Origin of the sequence: Erythrobacter sp., from assembly GCF_024305245.1 — a bacterium.
In the GTDB taxonomy this organism is placed as follows: Bacteria; Pseudomonadota; Alphaproteobacteria; order Sphingomonadales; family Sphingomonadaceae; genus Erythrobacter.
Window position 1 is genome coordinate 74,061 of the sequence record NZ_JAMWYX010000009.1, and the last position, 25,766, is coordinate 99,826.

28 protein-coding genes and 1 tRNA gene are annotated in these 25,766 nt (G+C 61.6%); 9 read left to right on the forward strand and 20 right to left on the reverse strand.

Annotated features, from left to right (window positions below; all coding sequences use genetic code 11):
* Positions 1–17: 17 nt before the first annotated feature.
* A complete protein-coding gene (locus Q0L48_RS12715) occupies positions 18–686 on the reverse strand; it encodes a glutathione S-transferase family protein (protein WP_296721527.1) in 669 nt (222 codons plus the stop codon).
* A gap of 76 nt (positions 687–762) precedes the next feature.
* Complete coding sequence (locus Q0L48_RS12720) at positions 763–1,137, reverse strand: hypothetical protein (protein WP_296721528.1); 375 nt, start codon at positions 1,135–1,137, stop codon at positions 763–765.
* Positions 1,138–1,248: 111 nt separating this feature from the next.
* Between Q0L48_RS12720 and Q0L48_RS12725 the strand changes: the two genes are divergently transcribed.
* Positions 1,249–1,641, forward strand: a complete 393-nt coding sequence (locus Q0L48_RS12725; protein WP_296721530.1) for a VOC family protein — start codon at positions 1,249–1,251, stop codon at positions 1,639–1,641.
* A 3-nt stretch (positions 1,642–1,644) separates the two neighbouring features.
* Here Q0L48_RS12725 and metW read toward each other — a convergent pair whose 3' ends face one another.
* Positions 1,645–2,232 (reverse strand): methionine biosynthesis protein MetW, encoded by a 588-nt coding sequence (gene metW / locus Q0L48_RS12730; protein WP_296721531.1) that lies wholly within the window; start codon positions 2,230–2,232, stop codon positions 1,645–1,647.
* Positions 2,229–3,326: a homoserine O-acetyltransferase gene (locus Q0L48_RS12735; protein WP_296721533.1), complete on the reverse strand. Its 1,098-nt coding sequence runs from the start codon at positions 3,324–3,326 to the stop codon at positions 2,229–2,231. Before Q0L48_RS12735 ends, metW begins: the two co-directional genes overlap by 4 nt.
* A 130-nt stretch (positions 3,327–3,456) precedes the next feature.
* Between Q0L48_RS12735 and Q0L48_RS12740 the strand changes: the two genes are divergently transcribed.
* Both Q0L48_RS12740 and Q0L48_RS12745 read left to right on the forward strand, forming a co-directional pair.
* Positions 3,457–4,572 (forward strand): histidinol-phosphate transaminase, encoded by a 1,116-nt coding sequence (locus Q0L48_RS12740; protein WP_296721534.1) that lies wholly within the window; start codon positions 3,457–3,459, stop codon positions 4,570–4,572.
* The gene (locus Q0L48_RS12745) at positions 4,569–5,471 is read left to right on the forward strand and encodes a prephenate/arogenate dehydrogenase family protein (protein WP_296721536.1); all 903 of its coding nucleotides are present in this window, start codon (positions 4,569–4,571) and stop codon (positions 5,469–5,471) included. The genes Q0L48_RS12740 and Q0L48_RS12745 overlap by 4 nt, the downstream gene beginning before the upstream one ends.
* A gap of 237 nt (positions 5,472–5,708) precedes the next feature.
* Here Q0L48_RS12745 and Q0L48_RS12750 read toward each other — a convergent pair whose 3' ends face one another.
* Positions 5,709–5,894 carry a hypothetical protein gene (locus Q0L48_RS12750; RefSeq protein ID WP_296721537.1) on the reverse strand — a complete coding sequence of 62 codons (186 nt, stop codon included), beginning with the start codon at positions 5,892–5,894 and terminating at the stop codon, positions 5,709–5,711.
* Positions 5,895–5,919: 25 nt separating this feature from the next.
* Between Q0L48_RS12750 and Q0L48_RS12755 the strand changes: the two genes are divergently transcribed.
* The 3 genes from Q0L48_RS12755 to Q0L48_RS12765 all read left to right on the forward strand — a co-directional run bounded on the left by Q0L48_RS12755 (position 5,920) and on the right by Q0L48_RS12765 (position 8,049).
* Positions 5,920–6,570 (forward strand): protocatechuate 3,4-dioxygenase, encoded by a 651-nt coding sequence (locus tag Q0L48_RS12755; RefSeq protein ID WP_296721538.1) that lies wholly within the window; start codon positions 5,920–5,922, stop codon positions 6,568–6,570.
* A gap of 185 nt (positions 6,571–6,755) precedes the next feature.
* On the forward strand, positions 6,756–7,175 hold the full coding sequence (locus tag Q0L48_RS12760; RefSeq protein WP_296721540.1) for a DUF1330 domain-containing protein: 420 nt from the start codon (positions 6,756–6,758) through the stop codon (positions 7,173–7,175).
* A 136-nt stretch (positions 7,176–7,311) separates the two neighbouring features.
* Positions 7,312–8,049, forward strand: a complete 738-nt coding sequence (locus Q0L48_RS12765; protein WP_296721542.1) for a hypothetical protein — start codon at positions 7,312–7,314, stop codon at positions 8,047–8,049.
* 151 nt (positions 8,050–8,200) lie between these two features.
* On the opposite strand, the gene Q0L48_RS12770 is transcribed toward Q0L48_RS12765, so the two are convergent.
* The 4 genes from Q0L48_RS12770 to ftsE are packed head-to-tail and all read right to left on the reverse strand — an operon-like array spanning position 8,201 to position 11,173.
* The gene (locus Q0L48_RS12770) at positions 8,201–8,941 is read right to left on the reverse strand and encodes a lysophospholipid acyltransferase family protein (RefSeq protein ID WP_367274043.1); all 741 of its coding nucleotides are present in this window, start codon (positions 8,939–8,941) and stop codon (positions 8,201–8,203) included.
* The gene (locus Q0L48_RS12775) at positions 8,938–9,471 is read right to left on the reverse strand and encodes a YdcF family protein (RefSeq protein ID WP_296721544.1); all 534 of its coding nucleotides are present in this window, start codon (positions 9,469–9,471) and stop codon (positions 8,938–8,940) included. The genes Q0L48_RS12770 and Q0L48_RS12775 overlap by 4 nt, the downstream gene beginning before the upstream one ends.
* 8 nt (positions 9,472–9,479) lie before the next feature.
* Positions 9,480–10,427: an FtsX-like permease family protein gene (locus tag Q0L48_RS12780; RefSeq protein WP_296721548.1), complete on the reverse strand. Its 948-nt coding sequence runs from the start codon at positions 10,425–10,427 to the stop codon at positions 9,480–9,482.
* A complete protein-coding gene (gene ftsE, locus Q0L48_RS12785) occupies positions 10,424–11,173 on the reverse strand; it encodes a cell division ATP-binding protein FtsE (protein WP_296721549.1) in 750 nt (249 codons plus the stop codon). The genes Q0L48_RS12780 and ftsE overlap by 4 nt, the downstream gene beginning before the upstream one ends.
* 153 nt (positions 11,174–11,326) lie before the next feature.
* On the opposite strand from ftsE, the gene Q0L48_RS12790 reads away from it, so the two are divergent.
* Entirely contained in the window at positions 11,327–12,283 is a 957-nt protein-coding gene (locus Q0L48_RS12790) for a zinc-ribbon domain-containing protein (protein WP_296721550.1), read from the forward strand.
* A 131-nt stretch (positions 12,284–12,414) separates the two neighbouring features.
* Positions 12,415–12,501: transfer RNA gene (locus Q0L48_RS12795), tRNA-Leu, on the forward strand.
* A gap of 192 nt (positions 12,502–12,693) precedes the next feature.
* Here the strand turns inward: Q0L48_RS12795 and Q0L48_RS12800 are convergent.
* The 9 genes from Q0L48_RS12800 to Q0L48_RS12840 all read right to left on the reverse strand — a co-directional run bounded on the left by Q0L48_RS12800 (position 12,694) and on the right by Q0L48_RS12840 (position 22,198).
* Entirely contained in the window at positions 12,694–14,328 is a 1,635-nt protein-coding gene (locus tag Q0L48_RS12800) for a recombinase family protein (protein ID WP_296721551.1), read from the reverse strand.
* Complete coding sequence (locus tag Q0L48_RS12805; RefSeq protein WP_296721552.1) at positions 14,325–14,738, reverse strand: DUF2924 domain-containing protein; 414 nt, start codon at positions 14,736–14,738, stop codon at positions 14,325–14,327. The genes Q0L48_RS12800 and Q0L48_RS12805 overlap by 4 nt, the downstream gene beginning before the upstream one ends.
* A gap of 17 nt (positions 14,739–14,755) precedes the next feature.
* On the reverse strand, positions 14,756–15,232 hold the full coding sequence (locus Q0L48_RS12810; RefSeq protein ID WP_296721554.1) for a DUF3489 domain-containing protein: 477 nt from the start codon (positions 15,230–15,232) through the stop codon (positions 14,756–14,758).
* A gap of 430 nt (positions 15,233–15,662) precedes the next feature.
* Positions 15,663–16,817, reverse strand: a complete 1,155-nt coding sequence (locus tag Q0L48_RS12815) for a hypothetical protein (protein WP_296721556.1) — start codon at positions 16,815–16,817, stop codon at positions 15,663–15,665.
* Entirely contained in the window at positions 16,768–18,066 is a 1,299-nt protein-coding gene (locus tag Q0L48_RS12820) for a hypothetical protein (RefSeq protein WP_296721558.1), read from the reverse strand. Before Q0L48_RS12820 ends, Q0L48_RS12815 begins: the two co-directional genes overlap by 50 nt.
* A gap of 480 nt (positions 18,067–18,546) precedes the next feature.
* Positions 18,547–19,599: a DUF3732 domain-containing protein gene (locus Q0L48_RS12825; protein ID WP_296721560.1), complete on the reverse strand. Its 1,053-nt coding sequence runs from the start codon at positions 19,597–19,599 to the stop codon at positions 18,547–18,549.
* Between the two features lie 174 nt (positions 19,600–19,773).
* Positions 19,774–20,520, reverse strand: a complete 747-nt coding sequence (locus Q0L48_RS12830) for a hypothetical protein (RefSeq protein WP_296721562.1) — start codon at positions 20,518–20,520, stop codon at positions 19,774–19,776.
* Positions 20,520–21,032: a three component ABC system middle component gene (locus Q0L48_RS12835; RefSeq protein ID WP_296721563.1), complete on the reverse strand. Its 513-nt coding sequence runs from the start codon at positions 21,030–21,032 to the stop codon at positions 20,520–20,522. The genes Q0L48_RS12830 and Q0L48_RS12835 overlap by 1 nt, the downstream gene beginning before the upstream one ends.
* On the reverse strand, positions 21,029–22,198 hold the full coding sequence (locus tag Q0L48_RS12840; protein WP_296721564.1) for an ABC-three component system protein: 1,170 nt from the start codon (positions 22,196–22,198) through the stop codon (positions 21,029–21,031). The genes Q0L48_RS12835 and Q0L48_RS12840 overlap by 4 nt, the downstream gene beginning before the upstream one ends.
* Positions 22,199–22,255: 57 nt before the next feature.
* Here Q0L48_RS12840 and Q0L48_RS12845 point away from each other — a divergent pair, with 57 nt between their 5' ends.
* A complete protein-coding gene (locus Q0L48_RS12845) occupies positions 22,256–22,435 on the forward strand; it encodes an ImmA/IrrE family metallo-endopeptidase (RefSeq protein WP_296721566.1) in 180 nt (59 codons plus the stop codon).
* A 229-nt stretch (positions 22,436–22,664) separates the two neighbouring features.
* Here the strand turns inward: Q0L48_RS12845 and Q0L48_RS12850 are convergent, their stop codons facing one another.
* Together Q0L48_RS12850 and Q0L48_RS12855 are read right to left on the reverse strand one after the other, a co-directional pair.
* Positions 22,665–22,985, reverse strand: a complete 321-nt coding sequence (locus Q0L48_RS12850) for a hypothetical protein (protein WP_296721567.1) — start codon at positions 22,983–22,985, stop codon at positions 22,665–22,667.
* 1,047 nt (positions 22,986–24,032) lie between these two features.
* Complete coding sequence (locus Q0L48_RS12855; protein WP_296721569.1) at positions 24,033–25,697, reverse strand: FAD-dependent monooxygenase; 1,665 nt, start codon at positions 25,695–25,697, stop codon at positions 24,033–24,035.
* Between the last annotated feature and the right edge of the window lie 69 nt (positions 25,698–25,766).

Genomic DNA, 25,766 nt, shown 5'->3' on the forward strand with positions numbered 1-25,766 from the left:
CGCAAGCGTTGCGCCAATCACCCATCAACCAGCGCATAATGCGCAGGCGGCTGGATCACGTCCATCCGCTCGGTCAGCAGTGGGCGGAAGCTCGGGCGGCTCTTGAACACGGCATACCAGCCGCGCGATTGTTCGTGCCCGGCCCAGTCGATCCCGCCGAGATAATCCGCGACCGATATCTGCGCTGCCGCCGCCAGATCGGCGAGGCTCATGGTGGATCCCGCCACCCACGGGCGATTGTCGATCAGCCAGTCGAGATAGTCGAGATGGCCGTGGGCCAGCTTCATCGCGTTGCGCAGTGCGCCGCTATCAGGCGGCTGGCGCAGGATGCGTTTGCGCATCCGTTCGGACAGCAGGGGCGCGGTGACATCGGCGTAGAAATTCTCGTCGAACAGCGCGACCAGCCGGCGGATCTCGGCGCGTTGGGTGGCGGTGCCGTTGATCATCGGCGTGCGTTCGACCGTCTCTTCGAAATATTCGGCGATCGCGCGGCTATCGGCGATGGCGATATTCTTTTCGGGATTAACGATCACCGGCGTGCGTCCGGCCGGGTTGAGGTTGAAGAACATGTCCGACGCTGCCCACGGATCCTCGCGCACCAGATCATAGGCGATGTTCTTCTCGCTCAGCAGCAGGCGGATCTTGCGGCTGAACGGGCAGAGCGGGAATTGATGGAGTTGCCACATGTCGCGGTTATCCTTGCCTCATTTTCCGGGGCAAATCCAGCAGCGCATGGGGTGGGCACGGGGGATATGTCGATGCTTACAGCCCGGCAGCGGACTTCATCAGCAGGCAGGCGGGCATCATCGCCGGGATATCATCCGGGCTGGCCTTCAGCCGCTCGCCCTGCAGCGCGATCAGATCGAACGCGCCGCGCCGGTCTAGCCCGCGATCATCCATCAATTGCGCGATGGTGCGCACGAAGAATTCGCGCCCGCCGTCCTGATCGAGACCCAGCGGTCCCGCAGCGCCGCGCGCATCGCCTGCCTTCTGCCAATCACTGACAAAGGCGAATGCGACCGCGCAGCGCAAGGCGGCGGATTGCTGAAGGGTGAGGTCTTCGAGGCTGACAGGCGGCGCAGGCGCAGCTGGCGCGGCCTGAAGCGTGAGCGCGGCGGCGATGAGGGCGTGGATCATGCCCACTCCTATGCACCGCCGGATGAACCTGTGGCTACCGGAAAAGCCGATTGCCGCACCGGGCAATCCGTCCTAATCCGCAACGTGTCTTATGAGAGGAGACCTCACACAATGTTCAGTCACGTGATGATCGGCACCAATGATATTGATCGCGCCAAGGCATTCTACGATGCGGTACTCGGCGTCCTCGGGGCCGGCCCCGGGATGATCAACGAGGCGGGCACCGGCCACAAACGCCTGTTCTACATGCACGGCGGCAGCATCTTCGGGATCTCGCAACCGATCAACGATGAGCCTGCGAGCTGCGCAAATGGAGCCACGATAGGCTTCGCCTGCGACAGCCTTGAGCAGGTGCAGGCCTTCCACGACGCGGCGGTTGCCGCCGGTGGCAAGTCGATCGAAGACCCGCCGGGCCCGCGCACCGGATCGATGGGCACGCTCAACCTCGGCTATGTGCTCGATCCCGATGGCCACAAGCTGTGCATGTTGCACCGCGTAGGCTGAACCCTACCGGCTCAATTCGAACACCGCGAATTCGGCGCGCCAGTTTGCTGCTGGCGCGCCGATTTGCTGTTCATTGGCAAAGAACCACGCGCGCTCGATAGCCGCGCCTTTCAGCCGCGCCAGATCGCGGAAATCATCCACCGTAACGTGGTGGATGTTCTGGGTTTCGTACCAGCTCACCGGCAGCGCGCGCGTCACCGGCATCCGCCCGCCCAGCATCAGCGCCGCGCGCGTGCGCCAATGCGCGAAATTGGGGAATGAAACGAAGGCCCGGCGCCCCACCCGCAGCAGTTCATCAAGGATCAGGTCGGGCCGGGTCGCGGTCTGCAAAGTCTGGCTGAGGATCGCGTAATCGAACGCCTTGTCGGGGTAATTGGCAAGGTCGGCATTGGCATCGCCCTGCACCACGCTCAGCCCGCGCGATACGCAGCGTTCGACCAGTTCGCCGTCCAGTTCGATCCCGCGCGCATCGCAGCCGCTGGCGCTTTCCAGTTCGGCCATTAGCGCGCCGTCACCGCAACCGATGTCGAGCACCCGGCTGCCGGGCGCGACGTGGGCGGCGATGGCGGCAAGATCGGGGCGCAGGCTCATTCGACGAACCCCTTCACCACCCGGTCGAGCTGGTCGTGTTCGAGCAGGAAGCTGTCATGTCCATTGGGCGCGCTGAGTTCGACGAAGCTGACCTTCGCCCCCGCCGCGTTCAACGCGTGCACCACATGGCGGCTTTCGGCGGTGGGATACAGCCAGTCGGTATCGAAGCTGACGAGGCAGAACCGCGCATTGGTGCCTGCGAAGGCGGTGGCCAGCTTCCCGCCATGTTCCTCCGCGATGTCGAAGTAATCCATTGCGCGCGTGATGTAGAGGTAGCTGTTGGCATCGAACCGCCGGGTAAAGCCGCTGCCCTGATAGCGCAGGTAGCTTTCGACCTGAAACTCGGCATCGAAGCCGAACCCTTTCGCGTCCCGGTCCTGCAACCGGCGCCCGAACTTCTCGGTCAGCCCGGCTTCGGAAAGATAGGTGATATGCGCCGCCATCCGCGCCACGGCGAGGCCATTGTCGGGCCTGGCATCGCTGGCGTAGTAATCGCCGTCCGCCCAGGCCGGATCGGCCATGATCGCCTGCCGCCCGACTTCGTGAAAGGCGATGTTCTGCGCCGAATGGCGCGCGGTCGAGGCGATCACCAGCACCCGCGCCGCACGCTCGGGCCAGTTGGCGGCGAGGCTCAATGCCTGCATCCCGCCCATCGACCCGCCGACCACAGCGTGCAGCCGTGCGATCTCCAACCCGTCCAGCAGCGCCACCAGCCCGCGCACCATGTCGCGAATGGTGATGACGGGGAAGCGCATCGCATAGGGCGCGCCATCGGGCGCGAGGCTGGCGGGCCCGGTCGATCCCATGCAGGAACCGATGACATTGGCGCAGATCACGAAATGGCGATTGGTATCGATCGGCTTGCCCGGCCCGACCATCCGTTCCCACCAACCCGGCTTGCCGGTGATCGGATGCGGGCTGGCGAGGTACTGGTCGCCGGTCAGCGCGTGGCACACCAGCACCGCGTTGCTCTTGTCATCCGCGAGCGTGCCATAAGTCTCATAGGCAATCTGCGCACCCTCCAGCGCCTGTCCGCTGTCGAGCGGCAGGGAGTGGGGGATGTGATAGATCGAGGAAGAGCTAGCGGGTGCCATTGCCAGAAAGCGCAAAGCGGAAAAACAGCCCTTCGACAAGCTCGGGGCGAACGGTTAGAGGGATTTTTTCTGCATTCCGTTCGTGCTGCGCTTGTCGAAGCACTGCCTTTTCTTCAAGCGGCACATCACGATGACCATCACCAGACCTCAACCAAAGCCCTGGCCAAAGCCCTGGATCGCGCAGATCCACGCCTATGTGCCGGGCAAGTCCGAATCGGCGAGCGGCACCCCGCTGACCAAGCTTTCCGCCAACGAGAACCCGCTCGGCAGCAGCCCTGCGGCGCGTGCTGCCTTGGCCGAAGCGCATAATCCCGCCGATTATCCCGATCCCGATGCCCGCGCGTTGCGGGAGAAGATTGCGGCAGTGCACGGCCTTGATCCGGCGCGGATCGTCTGCGGCACGGGCTCCGGCGAATTGCTGCACTGCGCGGTGCAGGCATTGGCGGGGGTTGGCGATGAGGTGCTGGCCTCGCGCTATTCCTTCTCGCTCTACCCGCTGCTGGCGCACAAGGTCGGAGCGACACCGGTGTTTGCCGAGGATGATGGCTATACCGCCTCGGTCGATAACCTGCTGGCGGCGGTGACCCCGCAGACCCGCGTGGTGCTGCTCGACAACCCGAACAATCCGGTCGGCAGCTTTCTGCCCCCGTCCGAAGTCGCCCGCCTGCACGCTGGGTTGCCTTCGGACGTACTGCTGGTGGTGGACGAAGCCTACGGCGAGTACGTTGATCCGGCGCACCCGCACGCCGCCTTCGAACTGGCGGCGCGCCATGAGAACGTGCTGGTCAGCCGCACCTTCTCCAAGGCTTACGGCCTCGCATCCGAGCGGGTCGGCTGGGTGACGGGCTCGCCGCATCTGATCGATCTGGTCAACCGGCTGCGCGGCGCGTTCAATGTCTCGGTCAGCGGGCAGAAGGCCGCGCTGGCGGCGCTGGGCGATCAGGATTTCGTCGCCGCCACCCGCATCCACAACGCCGCCGAACGCGCGCGGCTGGTCGAGGCGATCGCTGCGCTGGGTAATCATGGTCTGTCGGCCTCCCCCAGCGAGGCCAATTTCCTGCTGGTGCATTTCGATGGCGAGGTGACCGCCGCCGCCGCGCTGGAGGCGTTGTCGGATGCCGGATATGCCGTGCGCCATCTGCCCTCGCAGGGCCTGCCCAATGCCCTGCGCATCACCATCGGCAAGTCGAACGACATGACCCGCGTGATTGCCGCCCTGCGCACCCTGTGCGGCGAGGCGGCATGACGATCACCCGCGTCGCGATCATCGGGCTGGGCCTGCTGGGCGGCTCGATCGGGCTGGCGGTCAAGGCACGCGGGCTGGACATCGCCACCACCGGCTTCGACCGTGATCCGGACGTGCGCAAGCGGGCCGGGGAGCGCGGGCTGGTCGATACGGTGTGCGACAGCGCCGCCGAAGCCGTGGCCAATGCCGATCTCGTAATCCTGTGCGTGCCTGTCGGCGCGATGGGCGCAGCGGCGCGTGAGCTTGCGCCCGGCCTCGCCCCGCATGCCATCGTCAGCGACGTCGGATCGTCCAAGGCCGCCGTGGCCGAGGCGCTCGCCGCGGCGCTGCCGGGCGCCTGCATCATCCCCGCCCACCCGGTCGCAGGCACCGAGCAAAGCGGGCCGGAGGCGGGGTTTGCCACCCTGTTCGCGGGCCGCTGGTGCATCATCACTCCCCCTGAAGACTGCGATCCGGCGGCGCTCGCGGCACTCTCCGGTTTCTGGACGGCGCTCGGCTCCAAGGTCGAGTTGATGGACGCCGCCCACCACGATCTGGTGCTCGCCGTCACCAGCCACATCCCGCACCTCATCGCCTACACCATCGTCGGCACCGCCAGCGATCTGGAGGACGTGACCCAGAGCGAAGTCATCAAGTACTCCGCCGGGGGCTTTCGCGATTTCACCCGCATCGCCGCGTCCGATCCGGTCATGTGGCGCGACGTGTTTCTGACCAATCGCGGCGCCGTGCTGGAGATGCTGGGGCGCTTTTCCGAAGATCTCACCGCGCTGCAGCGTGCGATCCGATCGGGCGACGGGGACACTCTGTTCGACCTGTTCACCCGCACCCGCGCGATCCGGCGGCAGGTGATCGAGCAAGGGCAGGACGACGAGCGCCCCGATTTCGGACGGGATCACTAGTCCGCCCCCGCTCCTGCCGGCGCGCCTGTAGGAGACACATGAGACACTGTCCAGGAACACAAAGACCGCCCGCCCCACGCGGGCCGGCGGAGCACAGCTGTACGCGATGGGAAAAGGGGAGATGCCTGCAGGTCATGCGGGCGTAGCTGGCAGGTCAGCCCCAAGTAGGAAAGCGCGCCTGAAAGACCTCCAGTCGACGTTTTGAACTGTTGCGGTGCAGCCGAGGGCCGCAGCGTGTCAGAATTGACGTTCTTTTGACGGTAGCGGTGATTGACCACCGCTTTGGCGCGCTGCAATTTGCGACAACGCCAGTGCGTTACCACTGCGCACAGAAAGTAGCGCGTTATCCTGCTTTGTCGGCGTGAACTGGGCTTTACCGCCTGCTGATCGGATCGACGCAAAATGATTTGATACGTCGAGCATGCGCCATCCAGGGAAGGGAAGAGGAATGAGCAAGTTTGAAAGCGCCCTATCGCGGCGTGCCTTTGCCGGGACTGTCCTTGCCGCCGGCGCCTTCGCAGCCACGCGCGGCCTTGCGCAAGGTGCTGCTCCCTCGATCACGGCTGAATCGCCGCTGGGGCCGTTCTATCCGGTCGGGTATCGCGGTGAGGATGACTTCGACATGACCATGCTCAAAGGTCACACGACCCGGGCGTTGGGCGAGGTTATCGAAGTCAGCGGCCGTGTGCTCGACCGATACGGCAAGCCGATGAAGAATGCCGCTCTGGATATCTGGCAAGCCAACTCGGTGGGGCGATACGCTCATGACAATGAACAGAACACCGCACCGCTGGACCCCAATTTTCAAGGCGTAGCCAAGCTGGTTACCGGCAATAGCGGCGAGTGGCGGATCAGGACGATCAAGCCGAAATTCTACGACACACCGCTTGGTGTTCGCACGCCGCACATCCACTTTGACGTGGTGGGCAGCGCCCACCGTCTGGTGGCGCAGATGTATTTTCCAGAGGAGACCGAGGCCAATGCCAAGGATTTCCTTTACAAGGACATAGGAGCTGGCGCGCCGACTTCTGTTGCGCAGCTCACTGCGCCCGCCACGTATCGCTGGGACATTGTCCTGATGGATGCGGCGCGATCCTGAAACAAGTTCGGCTGCTGGAGCCCGGATTTTTCCAAGAAGCAGCCTTTCAGCTATCCGTCCCAATAGACGATTGTTTCACAGGGTTGCCCATTCAATAGGAGTGGCCGCGCGGCTAACGATTCCATTGCGAGGGTTGCTTTGATCCTAATGCGCGCCATCTCAACCGAAGCAATCTGGAGGTTACCATGCGTTCAATTTGGTCATCGCTGCCACTCCTGCTCATCACTCAATCGCCAGTCTTGGCGCAAGGGGCCTCTGACCTGGCAAACGCGCATGCCGATCCCTTGCCCAGCGTGGAAGGCCCGATTTCTCCAACGGCATTTGTAATTGCCGAAATAGACGTACACGACCCTGTGGCTTACGAGGAATACAAGTCCGAGGCGGCGCGGCTGATTACCCAGTATGGTGGCCGCTATCTTGTCAGGGGCGGAGCCACCGAAATTATCGAAGGACAACCTCCGCAAGGGCGTCTCATCGTTCTTGAGTTCCCTAGCATGGCAGCGGCGAAAGCATTCCTGGAGTCTGACGAATACCGTCCGGTAGCGGCGGTTCGACACAGATCAGCGACTTCGCGCCTAATCCTCGCTGAAGGAATGGTGCCCTAAAATTCTCCAGTTGGCGGACGCTGAGACAGACTCTCGCAGAACAGGCGAGTCGACCTTGCTTTCGCCAATTCAGTTATAAGCTTTGCGCAGCCACCTCGATTGTCAAACGCTGGCTGCGTGCTTCCGGGGGGAGAGTATGGATCAGACATTTGCGAAGCGGCACGCCTATGACAGCAAATTGTGGGCTGGGCTGTGGCTTTATGCTGTGGTTATCGTTCTGATCGGTTTCAGTCGGCCGGTAACAGGGCGGTTTTTCGACGAGGTGCGCGAACCGGCAACGTGGACGCTGGTGATCCACGTCTTTTCGTTCTCGGCATGGTTGGGCCTGCTGGCGATTCAGGCGTGGTGCGCGGCGACAAAGCGCATGAAGTGGCACCGCACTTTCGGCCTCGCAATGTTGCCGCTTGCGGCAGTGATGGTCTGGTCCGGAATGACCGCCGAGTTCGATGGATTCCGGCGCGATTCCCCCTCTGGCGGCACCACTCAGTTTCTTGCAACAAGCAGCACCTTTTGTGCGGCCTTCACGGTGTTCGCGGTCCTTGCGTGGGTCAAGCGAACAGACCCGCCCGCTCACAAGCGGCTGATACTGCTGGCCACCGCCGCGATCCTCGGCGGGGCGCATGCGAGGATCATCGCGCTATTTCAGCCAGATGTTTGGGGCGTGTCCGACTTCATCCTTGCCCTGCCCTTATGGTTCGGCGGGACGTGGATCATCGTCGGCACCGGGATGGCCTATGACCTTTTGTCGCGTGGGGCCCTGCATCCAGTCTACAAATATGCAGCTCTGCCTTTGCTTTGCGCCAATGCTCTGGGCGCTTACCTGTATACCAGCCCGGATTTCAACGCATGGCTGGGACCGATCCTGACCGGATAGGCGCGGGCGAACCTGCGCCGCCACCACAAACCAACCAGCCCGTTTCAATCCTTCGCCTGGTCAAGCTTCTCGCGGGTTTGATCTCAGTCTGCTTTCCAACCCATCCCGCCATAAAGGCGACCAACCTGACCTCCCGAAAGCTGCCGCGCACCTATGCGCGGTGTGCAGCCGCCTCCGGGTCTGCCTTCAGGAATGACGGCTGGGCATTCAGCGCGTTGATCGCTGCGTGCACCCGCGCCTCGATCTCCTCGCGCGGCAGGCCTGCGGGGATCGTCTCGCCGACCTTGTAGGTGATCCGGCCCGGCCGCTTCACCACATGATGATAGGCCCGCCCGCTATCCACCGCGATCGGCACCACCGGCAGGCGCAGCAGCTTGTAAAGCCCGGCGAAACCCGCCTGCAGCCCCGGCTGCGCGCCATGCTCCACGCGGGTTCCTTCGGGAAAGATGATCAGCGGGCGGCCCTCGGCCACGCGCTGCTTGGCCAAGGCCAGCATCTGCCGCAGTGTCTTGGCCCCGTCGCCCCGCGCCACCGGGATCAGGCCGTAGATGCGCGCCGAACGGCCCCAGCCGGGGATGCCGAACAGTTCCTGCTTGGCGAACACCGCGGGAAAGGCGAACAGGCGCGGGGTGTCGATCGCCTCGAAGAAACTTTCATGCTTCATTGCGATCAGCACCGGCATGTCGGGGACCGCGCCGTCCATGACCACGTCGATACCGAGCAGGTGGCGCACGCACCACAGGTGCCACTGCCCCCACCGCGCCACGACCCCGCGCAGCCATGCCCTGCGCGCGACAACCGCCACCACCGACGCGACCACCAGCAGCGCGCTGCCGCCATAGAACAGCACGTAGAACACGAGGCTCCGCAGCGCGGCGATCAGCAGGCTCAAAGGTCGGCCAGTCCCGCCGCGCGGCTGGCGAGCAGCTTGTGATATTCGAGGAACAGCGTGCCGAATTGCGGCTGCGACGGCACGGCGTCGCGGATCACCGTGACATGATCGGGCAGCGTGCGGGCAAGTTCTCCCGCAGCGCGGCGCATGTGCCAGTCGGTCGTCACCAGCCGTAATGATCGCACCTCGTTCTGCGCCACCCACTTGGCAGTTTCGGACGCGTTGGAGCGGGTATCGACCGCCGCAAAGCCGAGCGTGACGCAGCATTCCATCTGTTCGGGCTCGACCGCGAACTGGGCGGCGAATTCGCCGGGTTTGACCTCGGGATCGACCCCGCTGACGAGCATCTTGTCCGCGAGCCCCGTATCTAGCACCTCCAGCCCGCGCGCGATCCGGCCAGCCCCGCCGGTGGGCACGATCACCGCATCGGTCGCCCCGGCCTCCGCCGCCGGACGCGGCAGCGCGACCACGAACCACAGGAAGCCGATCACCCAGATCAGGAACAGCACGGAAAGAATACGGCGGATCATCGCGGTGCCTAAAGCATGTTGCGAAGGGCGAGCGCAATGGTCATGCGTGCGGTCGCCAGCGCCAGCAGCACGCCGCCCAGCGGCACGGCGGCAATCACCAGCCAATCGCGGAAGGCCAGCCCGCCGCCGCGCGTCATTCCGGCGTCGAGCGCCGCGAATTGCTGGCCGAGCAGCCACACCGCTCCCAGCCCGAACGCGGTGCCCAGAATCGCCCCGAACGCCGCCTCGCGCAGCACTGTCCCCAGAAAAGTGCGGGTGATCTGCCGGTCGGTGCCGCCCAGCAGGTGGATGATCTCCACCGTCTCGCGGTGCTGGGCCAGCGAATTGCGCGACGCTAGCCAAACCGCCGCCGCGGTCGCCAGCGCAATCAGCGCGATCAGGCCCAGCGCCAGCCATTGCAGCGCGGCCAGCGCGCGGTAGACCGGGCGCAGCCAATCGCCCTGCGCATCGACCCGCGCATCGGGGACAGCAGCCGTCAGCGCGGTTTCGATCGCCGCGATCTCTGCTGGCGAGGCACGGCGCACCAGTTCGACATCGATCAGCGCCGGGATCGGCACATCGCCGCTGGTCGCCGCCGTGCCGAGCCACGGTTCGAGCAGCGCTGCAAGTTCGCTTTGCGGCACCAGCCTGACCGAGCGGACCAGATCCATGCCCTGCAACACCGCCACCGCGGCCTGCCCGCGCTGGTCGCGCAGGTCGGGGTTCGGCTCGATCACCTGCACCGTCACCGCCGAAGCGAGATCGGCGCGGGCGGTCTCGGCCAGATTGCGCAGCGCGAGCCCACCTGCAGCGGCGATCACCACCAGCGCGATCAGGATTGCGATCACCCACGGGATCAGCCCGCCCATGCGCGGCTGCGGCAGCAAGCGGGCGGCGCGCGGCGGCTTTGCGGTCAGGGTTGTCGCGGTTGTGGCCGGCGCCTCCTCGGGCGCTTCGGGCAGCGGCGGCACGCTCACAATTCGCGCTCCGGCCCGGCGGCAGGTCCGGCAGCCGGGCGCGGCGGATAGCGCAGCGCTCCGGTGGGATCGGACAGCTCGCCCTTGTTCAGCCGCATGATCAGCGAATCCGGCACTTTCTTGAGCAGGTGGACATCGTGGGTGGCGACCACCACGGTCGTTCCGACGCGATTGTTCAGCGCCTCGAACAGGCGCAGCAGTTTCAGCGCCATGTCGGGATCGACGTTGCCGGTCGGCTCGTCCGCGATCAGCATGCGCGGCCGTGCGATAACGGCGCGGGCGATGGCGACGCGCTGCTGTTCACCGCCGGAAAGCGTGGCCGGGATCGCATGCCCGCGATGCGCAAGGCCGACCCATTCGAGCATGTCCGACACCGCCTTCAGCACCCGCGCCTCGGGCGCACCGGCCAGCCGCAGCGGCAGCGCGACATTGTCGAAGGCGGTCAGGTGCGGCACCAGCCGGAAGTTCTGGAACACCACACCCAGCCGCTGCCGCAGATCGGGCAGGCGTTCGCGCGGCATGGTCATCAGATCCTGCCCGAACATCCGGATCGCCCCGCGCGAAGGCCGCTGGGCGAGGTAAAGCAGTTTCAGCAAACTGGTCTTACCCGCGCCGCTCGCCCCTGTAAGAAAGTAGAAGCTGCCGGGGTAGAGCGTGAAGCTGAGATTGCTCAGCACTTCGGGATCGGTGCCGTAACGCAGCCCGACATTGTCGAATTTCACGATTTCGGCGCTGCGATCGTTCATCGCTCGCACCTAACAGGGGTGCCGCACGGGGGGAAGTCGTACATGGCCAATTGGCCTATAGTGTGCGCGCGATGTGGAAAAAAGTGCCTAATCGACGCGGATCACCTTGCTTGCTCTTGTGCGGACGAGTCCGAAGACTATGCCGATACTGCAATGATTATCGCTTGCCCCGCCTGCAGCACCCGCTACGCGGTGCCCGATGCCGCCATCGGCAATGAGGGCCGCACCGTGCGCTGCGCCAAGTGCAAGCACAGCTGGTTTCAGGATCCGCCCGAGCTGGAACTGACCACGCCGATGGCGCCGCAAGAGCCGGAGCCTGATCCGCAGCCCCATTCGCAGCCGCAGCCCGAAGCGACCGCGCCCCCGCCCCCCGCGCCCCCGCCCTCTGCCCCGCCTTCGGAAGACACCGGTCCTTCGATCAACCGCTGGCGCACAAGTGACCGGCCCGATGCAGCGGCGCCGGCCGAACCGGAATCGACCATCGCGGCGCGGGCGCTGCGCCGGGGCCTGTCCCAGCGCGGGCCGGACGACCGGCAGGCCGAAGCTGCGCCTGTCTCCCCGCCGCCTCAGACGGAAACCGCCGCTCCGCCGTACAGAGAACCCGAGCCTCCGTTCGAAGACGATGCCGGCGATGATGATGACGGGGGTTCGCAGTTCGATTACCGCGCGCCGTTTACCCGGCGGCGCAACGCTCTCAGGATGTGGACGATCGCTGCGGTCATCTTTGCCCTGCTTGCAGGCGGCACCGCCGTTGCCGTCAATTACTATGGCCTGCCCGACTGGGCACCGTTCAACCGCCCGACCTTCGGGATCGGCGAGCCGGGTCTGGAGCTCGACTTCCCGAAGGAAGACCAGCGCAGCGACACACTGGAGAATGGCGAGAAGATATTCCGCGTGCGCGGCAGCATCAGCAATACCGCACGCGAGACGCTGGCTGTCCCCAATCTGCTGGTGGTGTTCAGCGACGCGCGCGAGCGCAATGTCGGGGATTGGGTGGTCGTTCCGGCGAAGCGCGAATTGGCGCCGGGCGAAACCGTCAACGTGACCGAAGCGATCGCCAATATTCCGCCCGGTGCCGCGGTCGCCGACCTCGGCTGGGCGCCGCGCTGAAGCGCAGGCGATCGGCTTTTTCATGGTGAGGCCAAGGGGCTTCGTCAAAGAGCTTGCGCGGCGCAGAACCCCTTGCTAGTGGCCCGCTCCTACCGCGGGGTCAGCCATTGGCTGCCCCGACAAACCCGAGTGCGGTCGTGGCGGAACTGGTAGACGCGCAACGTTGAGGTCGTTGTGGGCGAAAGCCCGTGGAAGTTCGAGTCTTCTCGACCGCACCAAACAGTCTCTCCCGAAAATCAGAAATCGCCTTCGGGCATACCGTGCGACGGAAACGGCGCAGTTCTGCGGGATTCCTCAAGTGGTTTGGGCGGCGCGTGTGTCAGAGCACGCAGAAAGAGCCGGATTTCCCGGCTCATTTCACCCCGTATCTCTGTCTGGAAAAAACTGACCGCAAGTGCGGCGGCGCTGCATCAAGCAGCGAACCCCAGCATACGCTCCTGCGCCCGCCAGCAGATCGGCAGATCAGCCTCCAGTAGCACTCTGCGGTTGAGCCGCGCGGGCTGGCGACCATCGATGATCGCTTCGGCGATGTGCGGGCTCAGCCATGATAGTCGGTAGAGCTTGCCGAGCTGCGTGCGGCAGCGCCCCTCGCGCTTGCCGAGCTGATTGAGGCTGAGGTCCGGCGAAGCCAGCACCAGCTCTCGGACCTCCCACGCCTCGGCGATCAAGCCTACCAGCTTGCGATCGATCCGGTCTGTCGTTGCAGTCTGGTCGATCCGAAGCTTCATTTCGCGGAACGGCTTGCGCTCTAGAAGCGGGAGTTCGAGCGACGCCTCGCTGTCAGACCCCAACGCCGCGAGGTTGATAACGACGCGCATGATGCCCGGGCCGATGGCAATACTGGCGATCAACGACCGGACTGTGTCGTCACGGGTCGACAGGTGAGCCAGCTCCAACCTGCGACAGTTTGCTGCGTCGAACAGCGCATTTAGTTGGCCCGCGTCCGGCAGGCCAGAGAGGCGGCGTAGCGCATGCTCATCATCCAGCAGGGTGGTCAGGTGATTCACGATGTGCCGCTCGATACTCGACTGCGCAATGCGGGTTGGAGCCGCTGCACCCTCTTTTGCGGCAAGATCCTTGCGGGTCTCGTAATAGGCATACCGACGCGTGCCCTTCTTCGTATAGGTCGGGACCATCGGACGGCCCTCGGGATCGGTCACCAGTCCGCGCAGCATCGCCTCATGCGGATCGTTGCTCTTGCGCTTTCGCGGCGGCGCCTTCTGCTGCAGCCGCGCCTGCACCGCGTTCCACAGCTCCTCATCGACGATGGGCTCGTGCTCGCCATCGTAGACCTTGCCCTTGTGCACGATCTTGCCGCGATAGATCGGATTGGAGAGCAGGTGGAACAGACTGCCTCGCTTGAACGGGATCCCGCCCCTGTGCGGTCCACTGGCGCGATGCTGAATCTTGGTTCTGATGCCTTCCGCCTCCAGTTCGGCAATCAGCTGGTTGGCTGAAGTCGAGGCGATGTAGCGGCGCATTATGGTTCTCACCCGCTCGGCTTCCTCAGGGACCGGTAACAGCTTACGCTCGATCACCTGGTAGCCGAGCGGCACTGGTCCGCCCATCCACAGACCCTTCTTCTTGGAGGCCGCGATCTTGTCGCGGATGCGCTCGCCGGTGACCTCGCGCTCGAACTGAGCGAAGCTGAGCAGCACGTTGAGGGTCAGGCGTCCCATGCTGGTGGTGGTGTTAAATGCCTGCGTTACGCTGACGAAGCTGGCATGCTTTGCATCCAGCCGTTCGACGATCTTGGCGAAGTCGGCGAGGCTACGGGTCAGGCGATCGACCTTGTAGACGACGATCACATCGACCAAACCCGAATCGATATCAGCTAGCAGCGCCACGAGACCGGGGCGCTGCATGGTGCCGCCGGAGAACCCGCCATCATCATAATGGTTCGGGACCAGTGACCAGCCTTCATGGCGCTGGCTCAGGATATATGCCTCGCAGGCCTCGCGCTGGGCATCGAGGCTATTGAACTCCTGCTCCAGACCATCTTCGGTCGACTTGCGGGTGTAGACCGCGCAGCGCAGCGACTTCATGCGGCATCTCCGGTCAGGCCGAAGAAGCGTGGGCCGTTGCGATGGGTGCCGGTAATCGCCTTGACGATCGCGGTGAGCGAGCGCCATGCTCGGCCATCATATTCGAAGCCTTCATTCAGCACCGTGACGGTGTGACCGGTGCCGTGCCAGTCGCGCACCAGCAGCGTGCCCGGCGAAAGTCGGCGGGAAGGTGGTACCATGCCATTGTCCCGCTGGGCTAGCGCGACCGCCTGTCGAAGCAGTCGCTTGCTCTCGCGGCTGAGCCCGCCCTGCTTCTTCTCCTGCAGCCGGTAGGCAATGCCGAGCCGCAGCAGATCCGGTGTGACCGACGGTGCGGGCGCGCCATGACAGCGCGCCCACTCCTCCTTCAGTTCGGCCGGCCCGAGTTCACCGAGCCGGTCGATGGTCATCAGCGCCCGCCGGCCCATCAGCTGCCCCGCTCTTCCGCCTGCTTGGCGGCAGGCGAGGATTCATTGGGCCGTTCCGCGGCGATCAGGTAGATCGACTTGCCTTCCTTGTCGCTCGCGCGGATCACCTCCTTGCCCTTCTTCCTAAGGCCAGTCAGGAACGCGCGGCATGTATGTGCCTGCCAGCCGGTTGCATCGCACATAGCTTCGAGGCTGGCGCCGCCCTTGCGCGATAGCAACGCCTCGACTGCCGAAGCCTTGGTCGGGCGGGATTGTTCGGTCGCCACAGCGCGGGCGGCGCCCCCAATCGACACGCCGGCGGGGATCGACTTGGCAGTCTTCTTGCTGGTAGCAGCCGGGACCGATGTCGTTTCCTGCTTCTTAGGGGCCTCTGATGAGGCTTTAAGACGCATCTTAGAAGCTTTCGCGACGTTTGTTGAATCGCCGCCGTCGACGGCGCGTGCTGCGATGTCGAGCATAGTGTCGGTGTTTGTCATTGGTGGTTCTCCTGATCGAAGCAGCGACCATTGCTGCCCCCACCACTCGAAGCCCCGGTTTGCCCTAGGCGTCGGGGGCTGCGGCCGCTCGAGAGCCGCTATTCAGTGACAGCACCAATGCTTGGGGCGCGGGAGAAGTCCAGGAAACAATGTCAGTTTTGCGCCCCCATCCCGGTCCTGTCGCTGGCTTGCCGACCGCAAAAGCGGACAAGGGTCACCAATCGGCTGCGATGGGCCGGATCTGGGACAAAACTCCCAGTCGGCACCGCCTACCCAAACGACCGATTTCGCCGAAACCGGCGGTTCAGGAAGCAACGAAGACGGCGCTGGGGAAGCCTGCAACTGGTCAATGAGCGCCGCAGCATATTCAACCGTTACATGGGCATCGCAGGCTCACGCGATGGCAAGGCTGATGCAAATCTAAAGCTGCCTATGTGGCGGCGAGTTCGACGAGGGTATCGATTTGTTCCGCAATGCGGTCGGCAAATTCTGTTGGCAACTTCAAGACTGCAGCAGAGTACAATGCAATACGTTTCGCAAATTGACGACTTCTGGCCTCAGCGAATAATTGTCCTGTGCGACGATCGGCGATGTCATCATGCTTAGCGAGTTGTCTGAGTGCCAGCTCACGAAGCCCAAGAGCAGGGCTTCGCAACATTGTAGGCGCTTCTAGCAACCCACGCAGAAGCTGAAGCAAATTGGGCCAAGCAACCAAGGCGGTTTCCTGCTCAGTGTTACTGTCATGTGCCCGAAGCAGCTCATACAGCCGCCGCAGATTAGCGACTCCCTCCGGACCACCCCAAAGATAGTACCGGACAACCTGGCCAAATTCCTTCTCATCCTCGTTAAGGTCCAAAATGTTCCTTAGGTCGCCGACCATCATTGTAAGCATCAGCGCCATGCAAACGCAGATTTCATTAAAGATCGCGAGATGCGACGACTTGGCTGGATTGAGCTCTCCCTTTAGCGGAAGGATCCTCGATATGACTCTCCTGAACGACCTTGCTACGTCCTGCGTAAGGGGCACCTCTTGGTGAAGGATGTGAAGGATCTCCCCGCCGGGCGAAAACTTCTGAGCTGCATCATGCAGTAAATGCCAGTTGTTCAGATCCCCGCCGTACGATCTCAGAGCAGCATACTCCGGGTTAGTTGCTGAGGCGAAGTTATCAAAGCCACCCGATCCAAATACATTGATGCCGAGTTGCCGTGCCGCCAGCCTGTGCGCTCGCTCCGCGGGTTTACCCATCAAGAGCATCCCATCCTCTGCGCCGACTAGCTTCAGCAAGCCGCTAAGCCAGAGTGCTCTGGCAATGGCAGGACCCCCTGTGCTTTTACAGTCAAAGATAGATTTAGAGATCGACCCATCTTGACGCAGCCAAATACCCAAGACATCAATATCAGTAATAATTTTGGGAGCGCTCGTTAAGTCGACAGATGTGAAAACATTAACCTCGGTGAACGACAGCATACCCGACGCCACACAGAACTTCAATGCGCTATTTTTAGCCGGATTATCTTTGTCACTTTTCGCCATATCACACCAATGCAAGGGTAAGTTGCTCCCACTGCTCTTTTGCAGCAGCACTAGGCGCAACCTTCTGCCTTTCCCTCAAAGAACGACTTCCAAGAACACTTGTCACATATTTCTCATCCATCTGCAAAAGCGCTCTCGCCTCTTTGTCATGACGCATTTCCACGCGAGCTGACCCACCTTCGGCTAGCATAATTGCTAGTCTCACGGCCTCTTCGTTCTCTTCTGTTCTACGAAGATGAAATTGGTGCCAACCAGGTTTCGTTTCAACGAAATAACCAATGTTGAATACCGCAGCGACCTTACCGTATTGACGGAACGCCTCCGTATTTGCGCCGAGATATCCGTCTCGTAGCAACGCATTTAGCAGAATAGCGGGTTTATTTATGGCGTAACTAAACGGTAAAAGCTGTCCCTTCCTGACTGCAGAGAGAAGAGCCATTGCTCGCTCGTAAATCTCCCTATTACCAGGGGATAGGCGGGCGGCACCAGGACGTGGAGTAAAAAGGAAAGTTTCCCTGAAGCTACCAATCTCGAGAGTTGGAGGCTTTAGCATATTCTCAGCGGCGAGCAGTTTTATAAGATGGACCTGAGTAGTGGTGAGCGGCTGACCAGCGACCTGTTGGCTCGCGATGATCATTGAGAGAGGCCAGCCTTGATGCGACTGAAGAATATTGAGTACGTAACTAAAATCGGTACCACCAACTTTTGCAAGTAAATCTGCCAAAGCCGCATTGTTATCAGCGAAATAAACGGGACTTAATAGTACCGTCTGACCTCTAGCCCGGTGTTGAGTAATGAGGCCACTATCAGCACCGATGGTAAGGCATCTTTGCGCAAGCCCCTTTTCGATGCCCATACCGGCTATGAGACGGTCAGCGTTCTCTGGATGCTCTTTGAGCTTGGCCATGATCGCGACCATAGCCTGCTCTGTCTCATTAAATGAATATTGATCTGAGTAATCGCCAATTATCTGGTAGACGTCTTCGAAATAAGGAACATCCGGATCGATTTTGGTGATGGTTTTTCCGGTCTCGTACAGCTTGACCATTCCGGATTCACTCAGAGTTCTGAGAACAGGTTTCAGAGCGACTGTCGGGATGTTAAAGAGAGAGTCAGAAACCCTAGACAGAACCGCATAGTCGAGCTCTGGTAGACCCCTTATCTGCACGGCAAGCGACGCCGCCATCCCAATAATCCTGAGATCGTCAAAATCACCGACTTCGAACGCTCCGACGCCAGCTTGAATGTCGCTTGCAAACTCAGCGAGCTGTTTGCCTTTCAAGAATTTTCCCGCTGCCACTTTGATCCCTCAGTTGCCCATTCGCCTTCTGCTACAGCAGATAGTGCCCGCCAAAGATAGCCATCTGCAAGGAGTTACGCTTGCTAAAATGAGAGTGAGGGGCGCAGATCATGCATCAGAACATGGCTCAATCCTTTGGCATTGTGGCAAGCCGATGAACTTTGTCGAGCTCCCAAACTGGGAGAGGCCGATTATCACCTCAGAACATCTTATCAAATTCCGGGTGACACTCGAGGTCAGCAAGAGCCGCCTCCCTGCATCAACCGCCCCGCCTCGCTGAGCGTTCGTCAAGTCATCCACGAGACCAACTACGGTTATTAATAGCACGTTCGCTGCGCGATCACGTTAACGAAGTGGCGCCTTCCAGGGGGCGAAGACGTTCATTTTCCGCGACAATGAGTGACTGCGTTTGGTCGTGTTCAGTCCTGTTTGGCGCGCGCGACGCACTGCCGTTCACTTCAAATAATCCTTCAGCTCAAGCTATCCCGGCCGATCGGACTTCAGCCAACCGAGCGGAACAAGCGCGTGATCACGCCATTGTTCGGCAAGTACCACGTTATCAAGGTCACCCCATACATCGTCGTCGGCATGGTCGAGGACGATAACCTGAAGGCGTCCGTTGGCGGCTGCCACCTGCTCCCCGAGCAACGCGAACACTTTACGTACGGCTTCGACGTCTTGGTCGCGCCACGTAACTGGATCGGCCTTTTGATCGCCGGCTGTCCGGCGCGGAAAATAGACCTGGCTAGGCTGATCGTAGATCAGCAATCCGGGAACGGGGTGATGGGGCAGCGACAGGAAAAACGTTTGTAGAGCGAGGGTCAACGCAACGTGATAGGCGAGCCAGTTCGCGCCGCTACCGATCTCCCATAAATAGTCGTCCCGGGTCCCGCGAATCACCTTCACCGTCAGGTCCTGGATCATCAGACGGACCGGCGCTTCGGGCCATTCCGCATCGAGCCGTGGAATCAGGCGACCGGTCGTCGCTTCGATGCTGTCGATCGCGTTGCGGAGCTTCCGCTGGATCTCACCTTCCGAGACCCGCCGCTGCAATTCGGCAATGTCCGCCTTGAGCACATCAATCTGCTGGCGAAGGCCGGCGGATTGATCCGTCCTGTCGTAGAGCTCAAGCGCCTGTTCCAGCCGCCCAAGGAAACGCTCCATCCGGTCGAACCGGTCGATCGCCTGCTTGGCCTGCTGTGAGTTGCGCTCCAAAAGCCCAATCTCACGCTTGATCTCGTTCAGCAGGATCAGCGAGGTCTCCGCCTCTGCACGCAAACGATGTATCTCTTTGTCAAGCGTATCGGACACGCTGGGATGGGTTCGAAGACGAACTTCGATCGCAGACAGCGCGTCGCTCAGCTGCTCGACCTTCTCGCGGCCGCCATCCCCAAGCATCGCCACGACGTCCTCGGGGCGATCCTCGGGAACGAGTTGCTTGAGCCATTCGGAGATCGACAACCGATCCCGCTGGATCCGCAGTGCGCTCCCATACGCGTCACTGCTCTCGATCAGACGACGCAACTCGCTCAAGCGTTGGCGACGCTGCGTGAGTTCGGCAGCGACCCTGCTCTCTTCGTTGCGCAGTTCTCCCAGCCGTACAAGGGAAGCGTCGATGCCGGCAATGGTCGGATTTGCCGCGTCGCTATTGGACGCGACAATCTCACGCAGGAGATCGACGATGTCGGGCCAGTCGGTCGGGATTACCTAATCTGGCGGCAGCAGCCCGAATTCGATGGCCTGACGGATCCAAGACGTCGCTTCCAGCCTCCATGCATTTCCGGCCGTCACAAGCGCGCGCAAGTCGATCTCACGGCGCCGCAAAATACGGTTTAACCGGTCAAGCTCATGGCGTGCCTGAAGAACCTCGGCGGTCACGGCTTGCAGGATGTAGGGGAAAATCGTCTTTAGCTTGTCGCGATGCTCGCTGGTATCCGCCTTGAAAAACATAACGTCGGGATTGGCGACGATATTCTGCGGCTGGAACGTAAACGCCATGAGATCGCGAAAGCTCGGACGCGATTGCGAGGCGGCGTCGGAATCGGGCTCGAAACCGAGATTGGTGAGGCCGGCCAGCCTGTCGAGCACCTTCTTGACGTTACCTTGGGTAGTGTCCTTTCCCTCGATCCGGTGCGGGATCTCGATTGTGTCAGCCTCGATCAGGACCATGTCGCCGGTGCTCTGCTGATCCCCGGGCTCCCGGCGCGCGAGCAGCTTCTGCCCTTCAACCGTGTCGATCACGATGCCGAACCAGCTGCAATTCTCGCGAATGACGCCGACTGGGATCGCGCATTTGTCGGAGGCGAGGCAATAGTCGATGATCGGAATGACCGCAGATTTTCCAGTCTTCGACGCGCCGCTGATGACGTTCACGACACCCGGAAGGAAATCCAGCTCGCGGGGTTTTTCATCGGTACGTGGCCAGAGGATCAACTTGAGGAGCTGGAAATACATTAGAAGTCGATCCTCAAGGTTGAGGCGATCTGTGGAAGTCCGAGCTTGGAAAACCAGTAGCCGATCTTGTCGGCGGCGCTCGAAAATCCTTTCAGCCGTTCAGGAATGGAGGGCTTCTTCACATCGAAAAGATCGAGTGGATATCCGTGCAGCAGTGCGGAGCCATGGTCGATGCGAATGAGTTGAGATGTCGATGCGACGCCTATCGACTGGAGGCTGAGCTGCCTGAGCAAACGCGCGCGCGAGTGAAGCTGAACTAGGACCTCCCGTTCGCGGTCGAATTTAGCGGCGAAAAGTGTTAGGCCGGATGCCTTTCTGGTCGATGCCACGGCGTCGAACGTCTGCCGATGAAGCAGCATCGGCAGGACGAGGAAAGCGAGCAGGAAAGGCGCAGCTTCGGCAGCACCGTCCTCCTGATACCCGAGCGCGAAATTCCAGATGAGATAGGCGCCGATGGCAGGGTTCTGGATAAGTTCGATTTCGGCGAGGTCTGTGTTTACAAAGGCCGTCATTTAGGGGTTTCTCCCAGAAGCGATCCATAGTCCGCGTGCCAGCCGATTCGACGGCGATCGGCCAGATCGTTGAAACTCCCGTGGACGAAATGCCCAGGCACTACCCGCCCATCCAGCGGGGCCTGGTATTGCGCGCACTGACGGTAGACTAGCCGCCCCTGAACCGGCACGGACCGGTCAGAATGAAGGTCCGAGACATCGCCCCGGATCATGCCATGACGCCTAACAAGATCGTCATCCCAAGTATCGAGGCTGCCTGGAAAGATCACGCCGCGATCCGCCCAGTCGGCCTTGTCAGCCGAAGCCCGCAGATAGTCGCTGACGGCACGCAGGCGTTCTTCGTCATTAGCTTCGACGAACTCGAGCTGTCGGATGAAGGTCGGCCTAGTTGAGGCGATGTCGGCCACCAGGTCGTCGCTTGGTGCACCGGCGAACGACATGAGAAGGCCAGGCATATTGTTCTGCCGGACGAACGCGTGAAAATCGCGCCGGAATGCGTCGGCATCAAGGATTGGACGTTCGCCCCGCTGAATGAGACGGTCGAGCGCCTGCTTGGCCTGCCCGATACCGGACTTAATGATGATGTCGATTTGGTTCTCGCTGATGACCGGTAAAAGAACGGCCCGGATCACGTCGAGGGGATCTGCCCCTTCAGAGTCCAGCGCAAACCGCGTCACGATCGCCGTTTGTTGTTCGGCAGGCGCATCGAGAAACGGTTGGAGATGCTCGGCGCAACTAGGCACCGTCTTCCGTTTCGCCAGCTTGGCCCGAATGACCTTCAACGCAGCCTCGGCGGTAGCAACATCGTCAGCCGCCGACAGCGCCTGCACGAAATCGCCCTTTTTCAGCGGCGTCACATACAGGCGGTAATTGGTAGCGCCCGCATCAATCTCTTTGCCGACGATCATGGCTCGCCAGTTCTCGAACGCTTTCCAAAGATCGCCGGCCCAGTCAGACACCGGGTTTTGGCGGAGCGCACTCTTGGTCTGCTCCAGCAGCAGCTGGCCGGAGGGTTGATGGACCGCAACGTCGTCCTTGAACTCCAGCGATACCTTAGCGCCTTTCGGGCTTGTCAGCAGATGATAAAAGACCCGCACTGGCTGCAAGGCATAGCCAAGATATTGCCCAGGAGCGCTGTGTTTGGCAGGTTTCGTCTCCGCATTCATACGTTAGGCCCCCTTATCAACTATGCTGTTGAAGTCGCCGCGCAAGGTCAAGAGAATATGGCTGATTTCGGCGTACTCTTTCCAGACGTGAGCTGTATGAAACTCGCCACAGACGGATTGCTCGTGATTGTGCTCGATTTGGCGCGAAGCAAACATCGCCAGGCATCAACGTTGATGCATGAGCTCGCACATTCGATCCTCGATCAGGCATCAACTGAGCATGAGCCGAGCCATTAGCCGGCAAGATGGTTCGAACAGGTAAGCCACTAGGGATGCATCGACGCCTGCCTTGGCAGCGGCTCTGGAAGCCGCTTTGGTGCAATGGCCCCGCGACGGGGGTCGGACGATCCTGTGGGATGGCTGTTTACGGTGGCGCAGCGTAGAATCGGCCGGGCCGCTGCTCGCGTTCAGACCGCAGATCGGAGCGCACAGACCTTTCGCCTGCGCTTCTGCCCGATCCTTCGCTTCACGCCACCAGCTGTTGCAGCTGCGCATGAACGTTACGCCATGGCTTCATTAGATCCAAAGTTGGAACTGTGACAGTGTGGCCCTGGATTTGGAACGTTTCGTTGAGGGGAATGCCTGCTGCTGGATTCAGGAGAATGCCTTCGGCCCGACCAAAGCTGGGACCGCTGGCCGCTGCGTTTTTGAGGTAGCTAAACAGCTGATACAAGTTGCCCGAGTGGAAGCTTTCGGACCCATGATAGGTCTGTAGGGCGCTGGCATAATACTTGGTGTCGATGATAATGCGGCGGCTCGAGCCCCGCATAAACACGTCAGGGCGCATGGACGGCAGCCCCTCGCAGTTTCCCGTTACGATACCGAGTTGTCAGGTGCTAAGCAAACGTCTGCAGCATATCGGCTTTTGCGCAAAGCGCCTGCCTCGACCCAATACAGATCGGATCAGCTGCGAGGGGAATTACATGGCCTGGTTCACTCGGGAGACCGCCGTGCGGCGCACGTCGGCTTACCTGCTCGAGGACGCCGTTCGAAGTCACATGTCCTCCCGTTAGCAGCCATCCAGGCAAGAGCGCGTGCACGGTGTAAGCCCCATACTCCGCTACCCTTACCCCCCACAAATTCGAAGATGTCGCTGTCGGCTGAGGCGCGGAAGACATTCGAGGCGCTGTTGTGCTGCTGGAAGGTAGCCTGGATAGTGCCTTCGAACGATGGCGGGACCGGCCTGCCCCGGTCCAACGCGTCTTCAAGCACCGCATCGATAACTAGCTGGCGGTCCAATCCCATTGGGTGGTCCCACAAAGCGCGCACAAGATACGCGGCCCAGCCTCCGCCAAGTCTCTCGATCTGCTTGTCGATGTCTGCAAAAAAGTCGTCCATGTCCGTTGCTCCATTTGTTTAGGGCAACTGACCAAATGTTACCATCGAACGTCTGGGTCAAACAGAATTGAAAGGGATTTCATGGCGGTAGATTGAGCGAGGGGACTCCTTCCCGATCATTATCGCGTTCAGAGTCTGTTGCTGACCAAATCGGCGAGCAACAGAGTCTGCAGCTTGAGACGATTGGGAGCTTCTAGGCGAATAAGGATCTGGCTGCAGTTAGTGGCACCCGCATCCCAAACCCCGCTTAACATAAAATCACATGTCAATGTCTTCTACGGGATCATCGCAAACATGCGCATTAGATGCGTTTTAAGCGGAGTTGCGGAAAACTCGCCAGCAAACGGTCGGGGTTCGGGCAAGAGATATTGCTCGCAGACTGCCTCGGGCCTGCGGGCGAGGATACGCAGCGTTACGCCATGATCAGCGAACCCTTTGACAAAGTGCTGCGGGACCGGACCCGAACAGCCGATCGCGGAGACAGTGAACGGCCCGCTCATGGGGCTGGGCCGCGTTGCAGGATCTGCTCAAGTGCTGTGAACAGCGAGGGCGCTGCATCCGAGCGGGACCGAGCACGCCATGCAATATGCGCATCCGGCCTCACGAGCACCGCGCCGTCAGATTGAATGCCATAGGCTGCGAGGAAGGTGCCGTTGTCTTGCAACCCGGCACTTCCGACGCGGTAGCAGGCAACCGGGATGCCCAGCATACGGCGGGCGTCAGCGACGTCGCTCTCCCATTCTTGGCCTTCGGGGCCGACCAGAAGCGTGAAACTGGGACCGCACAGGTCGAGCGTCGAAAGCCGGTCGCCTTTCTGCCCCAGCCATACGTGCGGCGCGCGGCAACCGGGGGTCGCGGCCGGGATATAGTCGGAATAGGGATCGTCCGCCTGCTCGGGCGTGGTTCCGTCCGCTATTACCGCTTCAGAGCGATACCAGCTGCCGAACTCCACCCCGAGATGGTTCCCATATCGGCGCGATTCCGCCACGATCTCTTCGGTGGAAAGCCCACTGTCGCCGCCGGTTGCCGACGCGACATTAATGCGCTGCACGTTGGAGGCGTTGATGAAGGACTGCATCACGATTGCCTGCGACACCGGGCGGCGTTCGTCGTGATAGGTTGCCACCAGATCCCAGCCAGCCTTGCCCTGCGCGTAGAGCGCCAGCTTCCACATGGCATTGTGCATCCCTTGCAGGCCGGCGTTGACGCCCAACCCGCCGGTTGGGGGAAACTGGTGCGCTGCGTCGCCGCACACCACTGCCCGGCCCCTGGTGAAATGATCGACCGTCGTGGCGTTGAGCTCCCACAACCCCAACGATAGCACCTCGACATCGAGATCGGGCACTCCTGCGGCAGCGCGGACCCACTCAGCCGCGCGTTCCTTGGTGAAGTATTCGAGCGAGAATTGTTCGGGTTCGACATTGATCTGGGACAGCCACCGGCCATTGGCGTCAAGCGGTTGCAGCACCCCGATCGCCTGCTCGTTGTTCACGAACAGCAGCACACCCTTGCGGTCTTCGATATGGCTTTCGATGTCGGCCCGGAAATAGCAGTTCACCAGCTGCTTGACCGCGCGCTGCCCTTCAAGCTTGAGGCCGAGTGCATCGCGCATCGGGCTTGCCGCTCCGTCGGCGGCGACCATTGCGCAGCCGGAGATGATTTCCATATCGCCGGTAAGGCGGTTGCGAACCTCTACCGCGACGTCGGCATCGTGGTCTTCACCGCCGCGGATGAGGCGCACGGCCTCGGTCGAAAACCGCAGATCCACCAGCCCGCTGGCACGCAACGCCGCGAGCATGATTTCCTCGATCCGGTCCTGCGAGGTCATGGTCGGTTGAGCAGGGCTAACGTTCGGCCCCGGGCCTTCAAAGCCAAGCGATTCGATCTGGCCAAACTCCTCGCCGCAGGCGCTTTCGAGGAACCGGATCGGGCTTTTCCAGCCCGGCGGGCAATCGATGCTGCGCAGCCGATGATAGGTGGCCATGCCCCAGCCGCGCGCGATCTCCATTGTCCGGGTGTTGAAGTTGCGCGTTTTAGGATGCCACGAGGTGCGCGGGTGCTTCTCGATCAGAACGCTTGGCACACCGAACCGGCTAAGCTCCAACGCAGCACCGAGGCCGACCGGACCACCCCCGACAATAATGACTTTTCCCGTTTCCATCTTGGTATCCCCTTTCGTGGCAGGGCCCTTTCACGATCGGGATCCCGCTTGCTATCCTTGGGCGACTCA

Excerpts from the sequence above, each read along its gene's own strand:
- Q0L48_RS12835 (WP_296721563.1), bottom strand. The coding sequence starts at position 21,032 with ATGACGGCCTTTGTAAACACAGACCTCGCCGAAATCGAACTTATCCAG.
- ftsE (WP_296721549.1), bottom strand. The coding sequence starts at position 11,173 with ATGAACGATCGCAGCGCCGAAATCGTGAAATTCGACAATGTCGGGCTG.
- Q0L48_RS12790 (WP_296721550.1), top strand. The coding sequence starts at position 11,327 with ATGATTATCGCTTGCCCCGCCTGCAGCACCCGCTACGCGGTGCCCGAT.
- Q0L48_RS12740 (WP_296721534.1), top strand. The coding sequence starts at position 3,457 with ATGACCATCACCAGACCTCAACCAAAGCCCTGGCCAAAGCCCTGGATC.
- Q0L48_RS12735 (WP_296721533.1), bottom strand. The coding sequence starts at position 3,326 with ATGGCACCCGCTAGCTCTTCCTCGATCTATCACATCCCCCACTCCCTG.
- Q0L48_RS12715 (WP_296721527.1), bottom strand. The coding sequence starts at position 686 with ATGTGGCAACTCCATCAATTCCCGCTCTGCCCGTTCAGCCGCAAGATC.
- Q0L48_RS12760 (WP_296721540.1), top strand. The coding sequence starts at position 6,756 with ATGCGTTCAATTTGGTCATCGCTGCCACTCCTGCTCATCACTCAATCG.
- Q0L48_RS12810 (WP_296721554.1), bottom strand. The coding sequence starts at position 15,232 with ATGACAAACACCGACACTATGCTCGACATCGCAGCACGCGCCGTCGAC.
- Q0L48_RS12840 (WP_296721564.1), bottom strand. The coding sequence starts at position 22,198 with ATGAATGCGGAGACGAAACCTGCCAAACACAGCGCTCCTGGGCAATAT.
- metW (WP_296721531.1), bottom strand. The coding sequence starts at position 2,232 with ATGAGCCTGCGCCCCGATCTTGCCGCCATCGCCGCCCACGTCGCGCCC.
- Q0L48_RS12765 (WP_296721542.1), top strand. The coding sequence starts at position 7,312 with ATGGATCAGACATTTGCGAAGCGGCACGCCTATGACAGCAAATTGTGG.
- Q0L48_RS12845 (WP_296721566.1), top strand. The coding sequence starts at position 22,256 with ATGGCTGATTTCGGCGTACTCTTTCCAGACGTGAGCTGTATGAAACTC.
- Q0L48_RS12805 (WP_296721552.1), bottom strand. The coding sequence starts at position 14,738 with ATGACCATCGACCGGCTCGGTGAACTCGGGCCGGCCGAACTGAAGGAG.
- Q0L48_RS12800 (WP_296721551.1), bottom strand. The coding sequence starts at position 14,328 with ATGAAGTCGCTGCGCTGCGCGGTCTACACCCGCAAGTCGACCGAAGAT.
- Q0L48_RS12830 (WP_296721562.1), bottom strand. The coding sequence starts at position 20,520 with ATGTATTTCCAGCTCCTCAAGTTGATCCTCTGGCCACGTACCGATGAA.
- Q0L48_RS12855 (WP_296721569.1), bottom strand. The coding sequence starts at position 25,697 with ATGGAAACGGGAAAAGTCATTATTGTCGGGGGTGGTCCGGTCGGCCTC.
- Q0L48_RS12755 (WP_296721538.1), top strand. The coding sequence starts at position 5,920 with ATGAGCAAGTTTGAAAGCGCCCTATCGCGGCGTGCCTTTGCCGGGACT.
- Q0L48_RS12745 (WP_296721536.1), top strand. The coding sequence starts at position 4,569 with ATGACGATCACCCGCGTCGCGATCATCGGGCTGGGCCTGCTGGGCGGC.
- Q0L48_RS12750 (WP_296721537.1), bottom strand. The coding sequence starts at position 5,894 with ATGCTCGACGTATCAAATCATTTTGCGTCGATCCGATCAGCAGGCGGT.
- Q0L48_RS12850 (WP_296721567.1), bottom strand. The coding sequence starts at position 22,985 with ATGCGCCCTGACGTGTTTATGCGGGGCTCGAGCCGCCGCATTATCATC.
- Q0L48_RS12725 (WP_296721530.1), top strand. The coding sequence starts at position 1,249 with ATGTTCAGTCACGTGATGATCGGCACCAATGATATTGATCGCGCCAAG.
- Q0L48_RS12775 (WP_296721544.1), bottom strand. The coding sequence starts at position 9,471 with ATGATCCGCCGTATTCTTTCCGTGCTGTTCCTGATCTGGGTGATCGGC.
- Q0L48_RS12720 (WP_296721528.1), bottom strand. The coding sequence starts at position 1,137 with ATGATCCACGCCCTCATCGCCGCCGCGCTCACGCTTCAGGCCGCGCCA.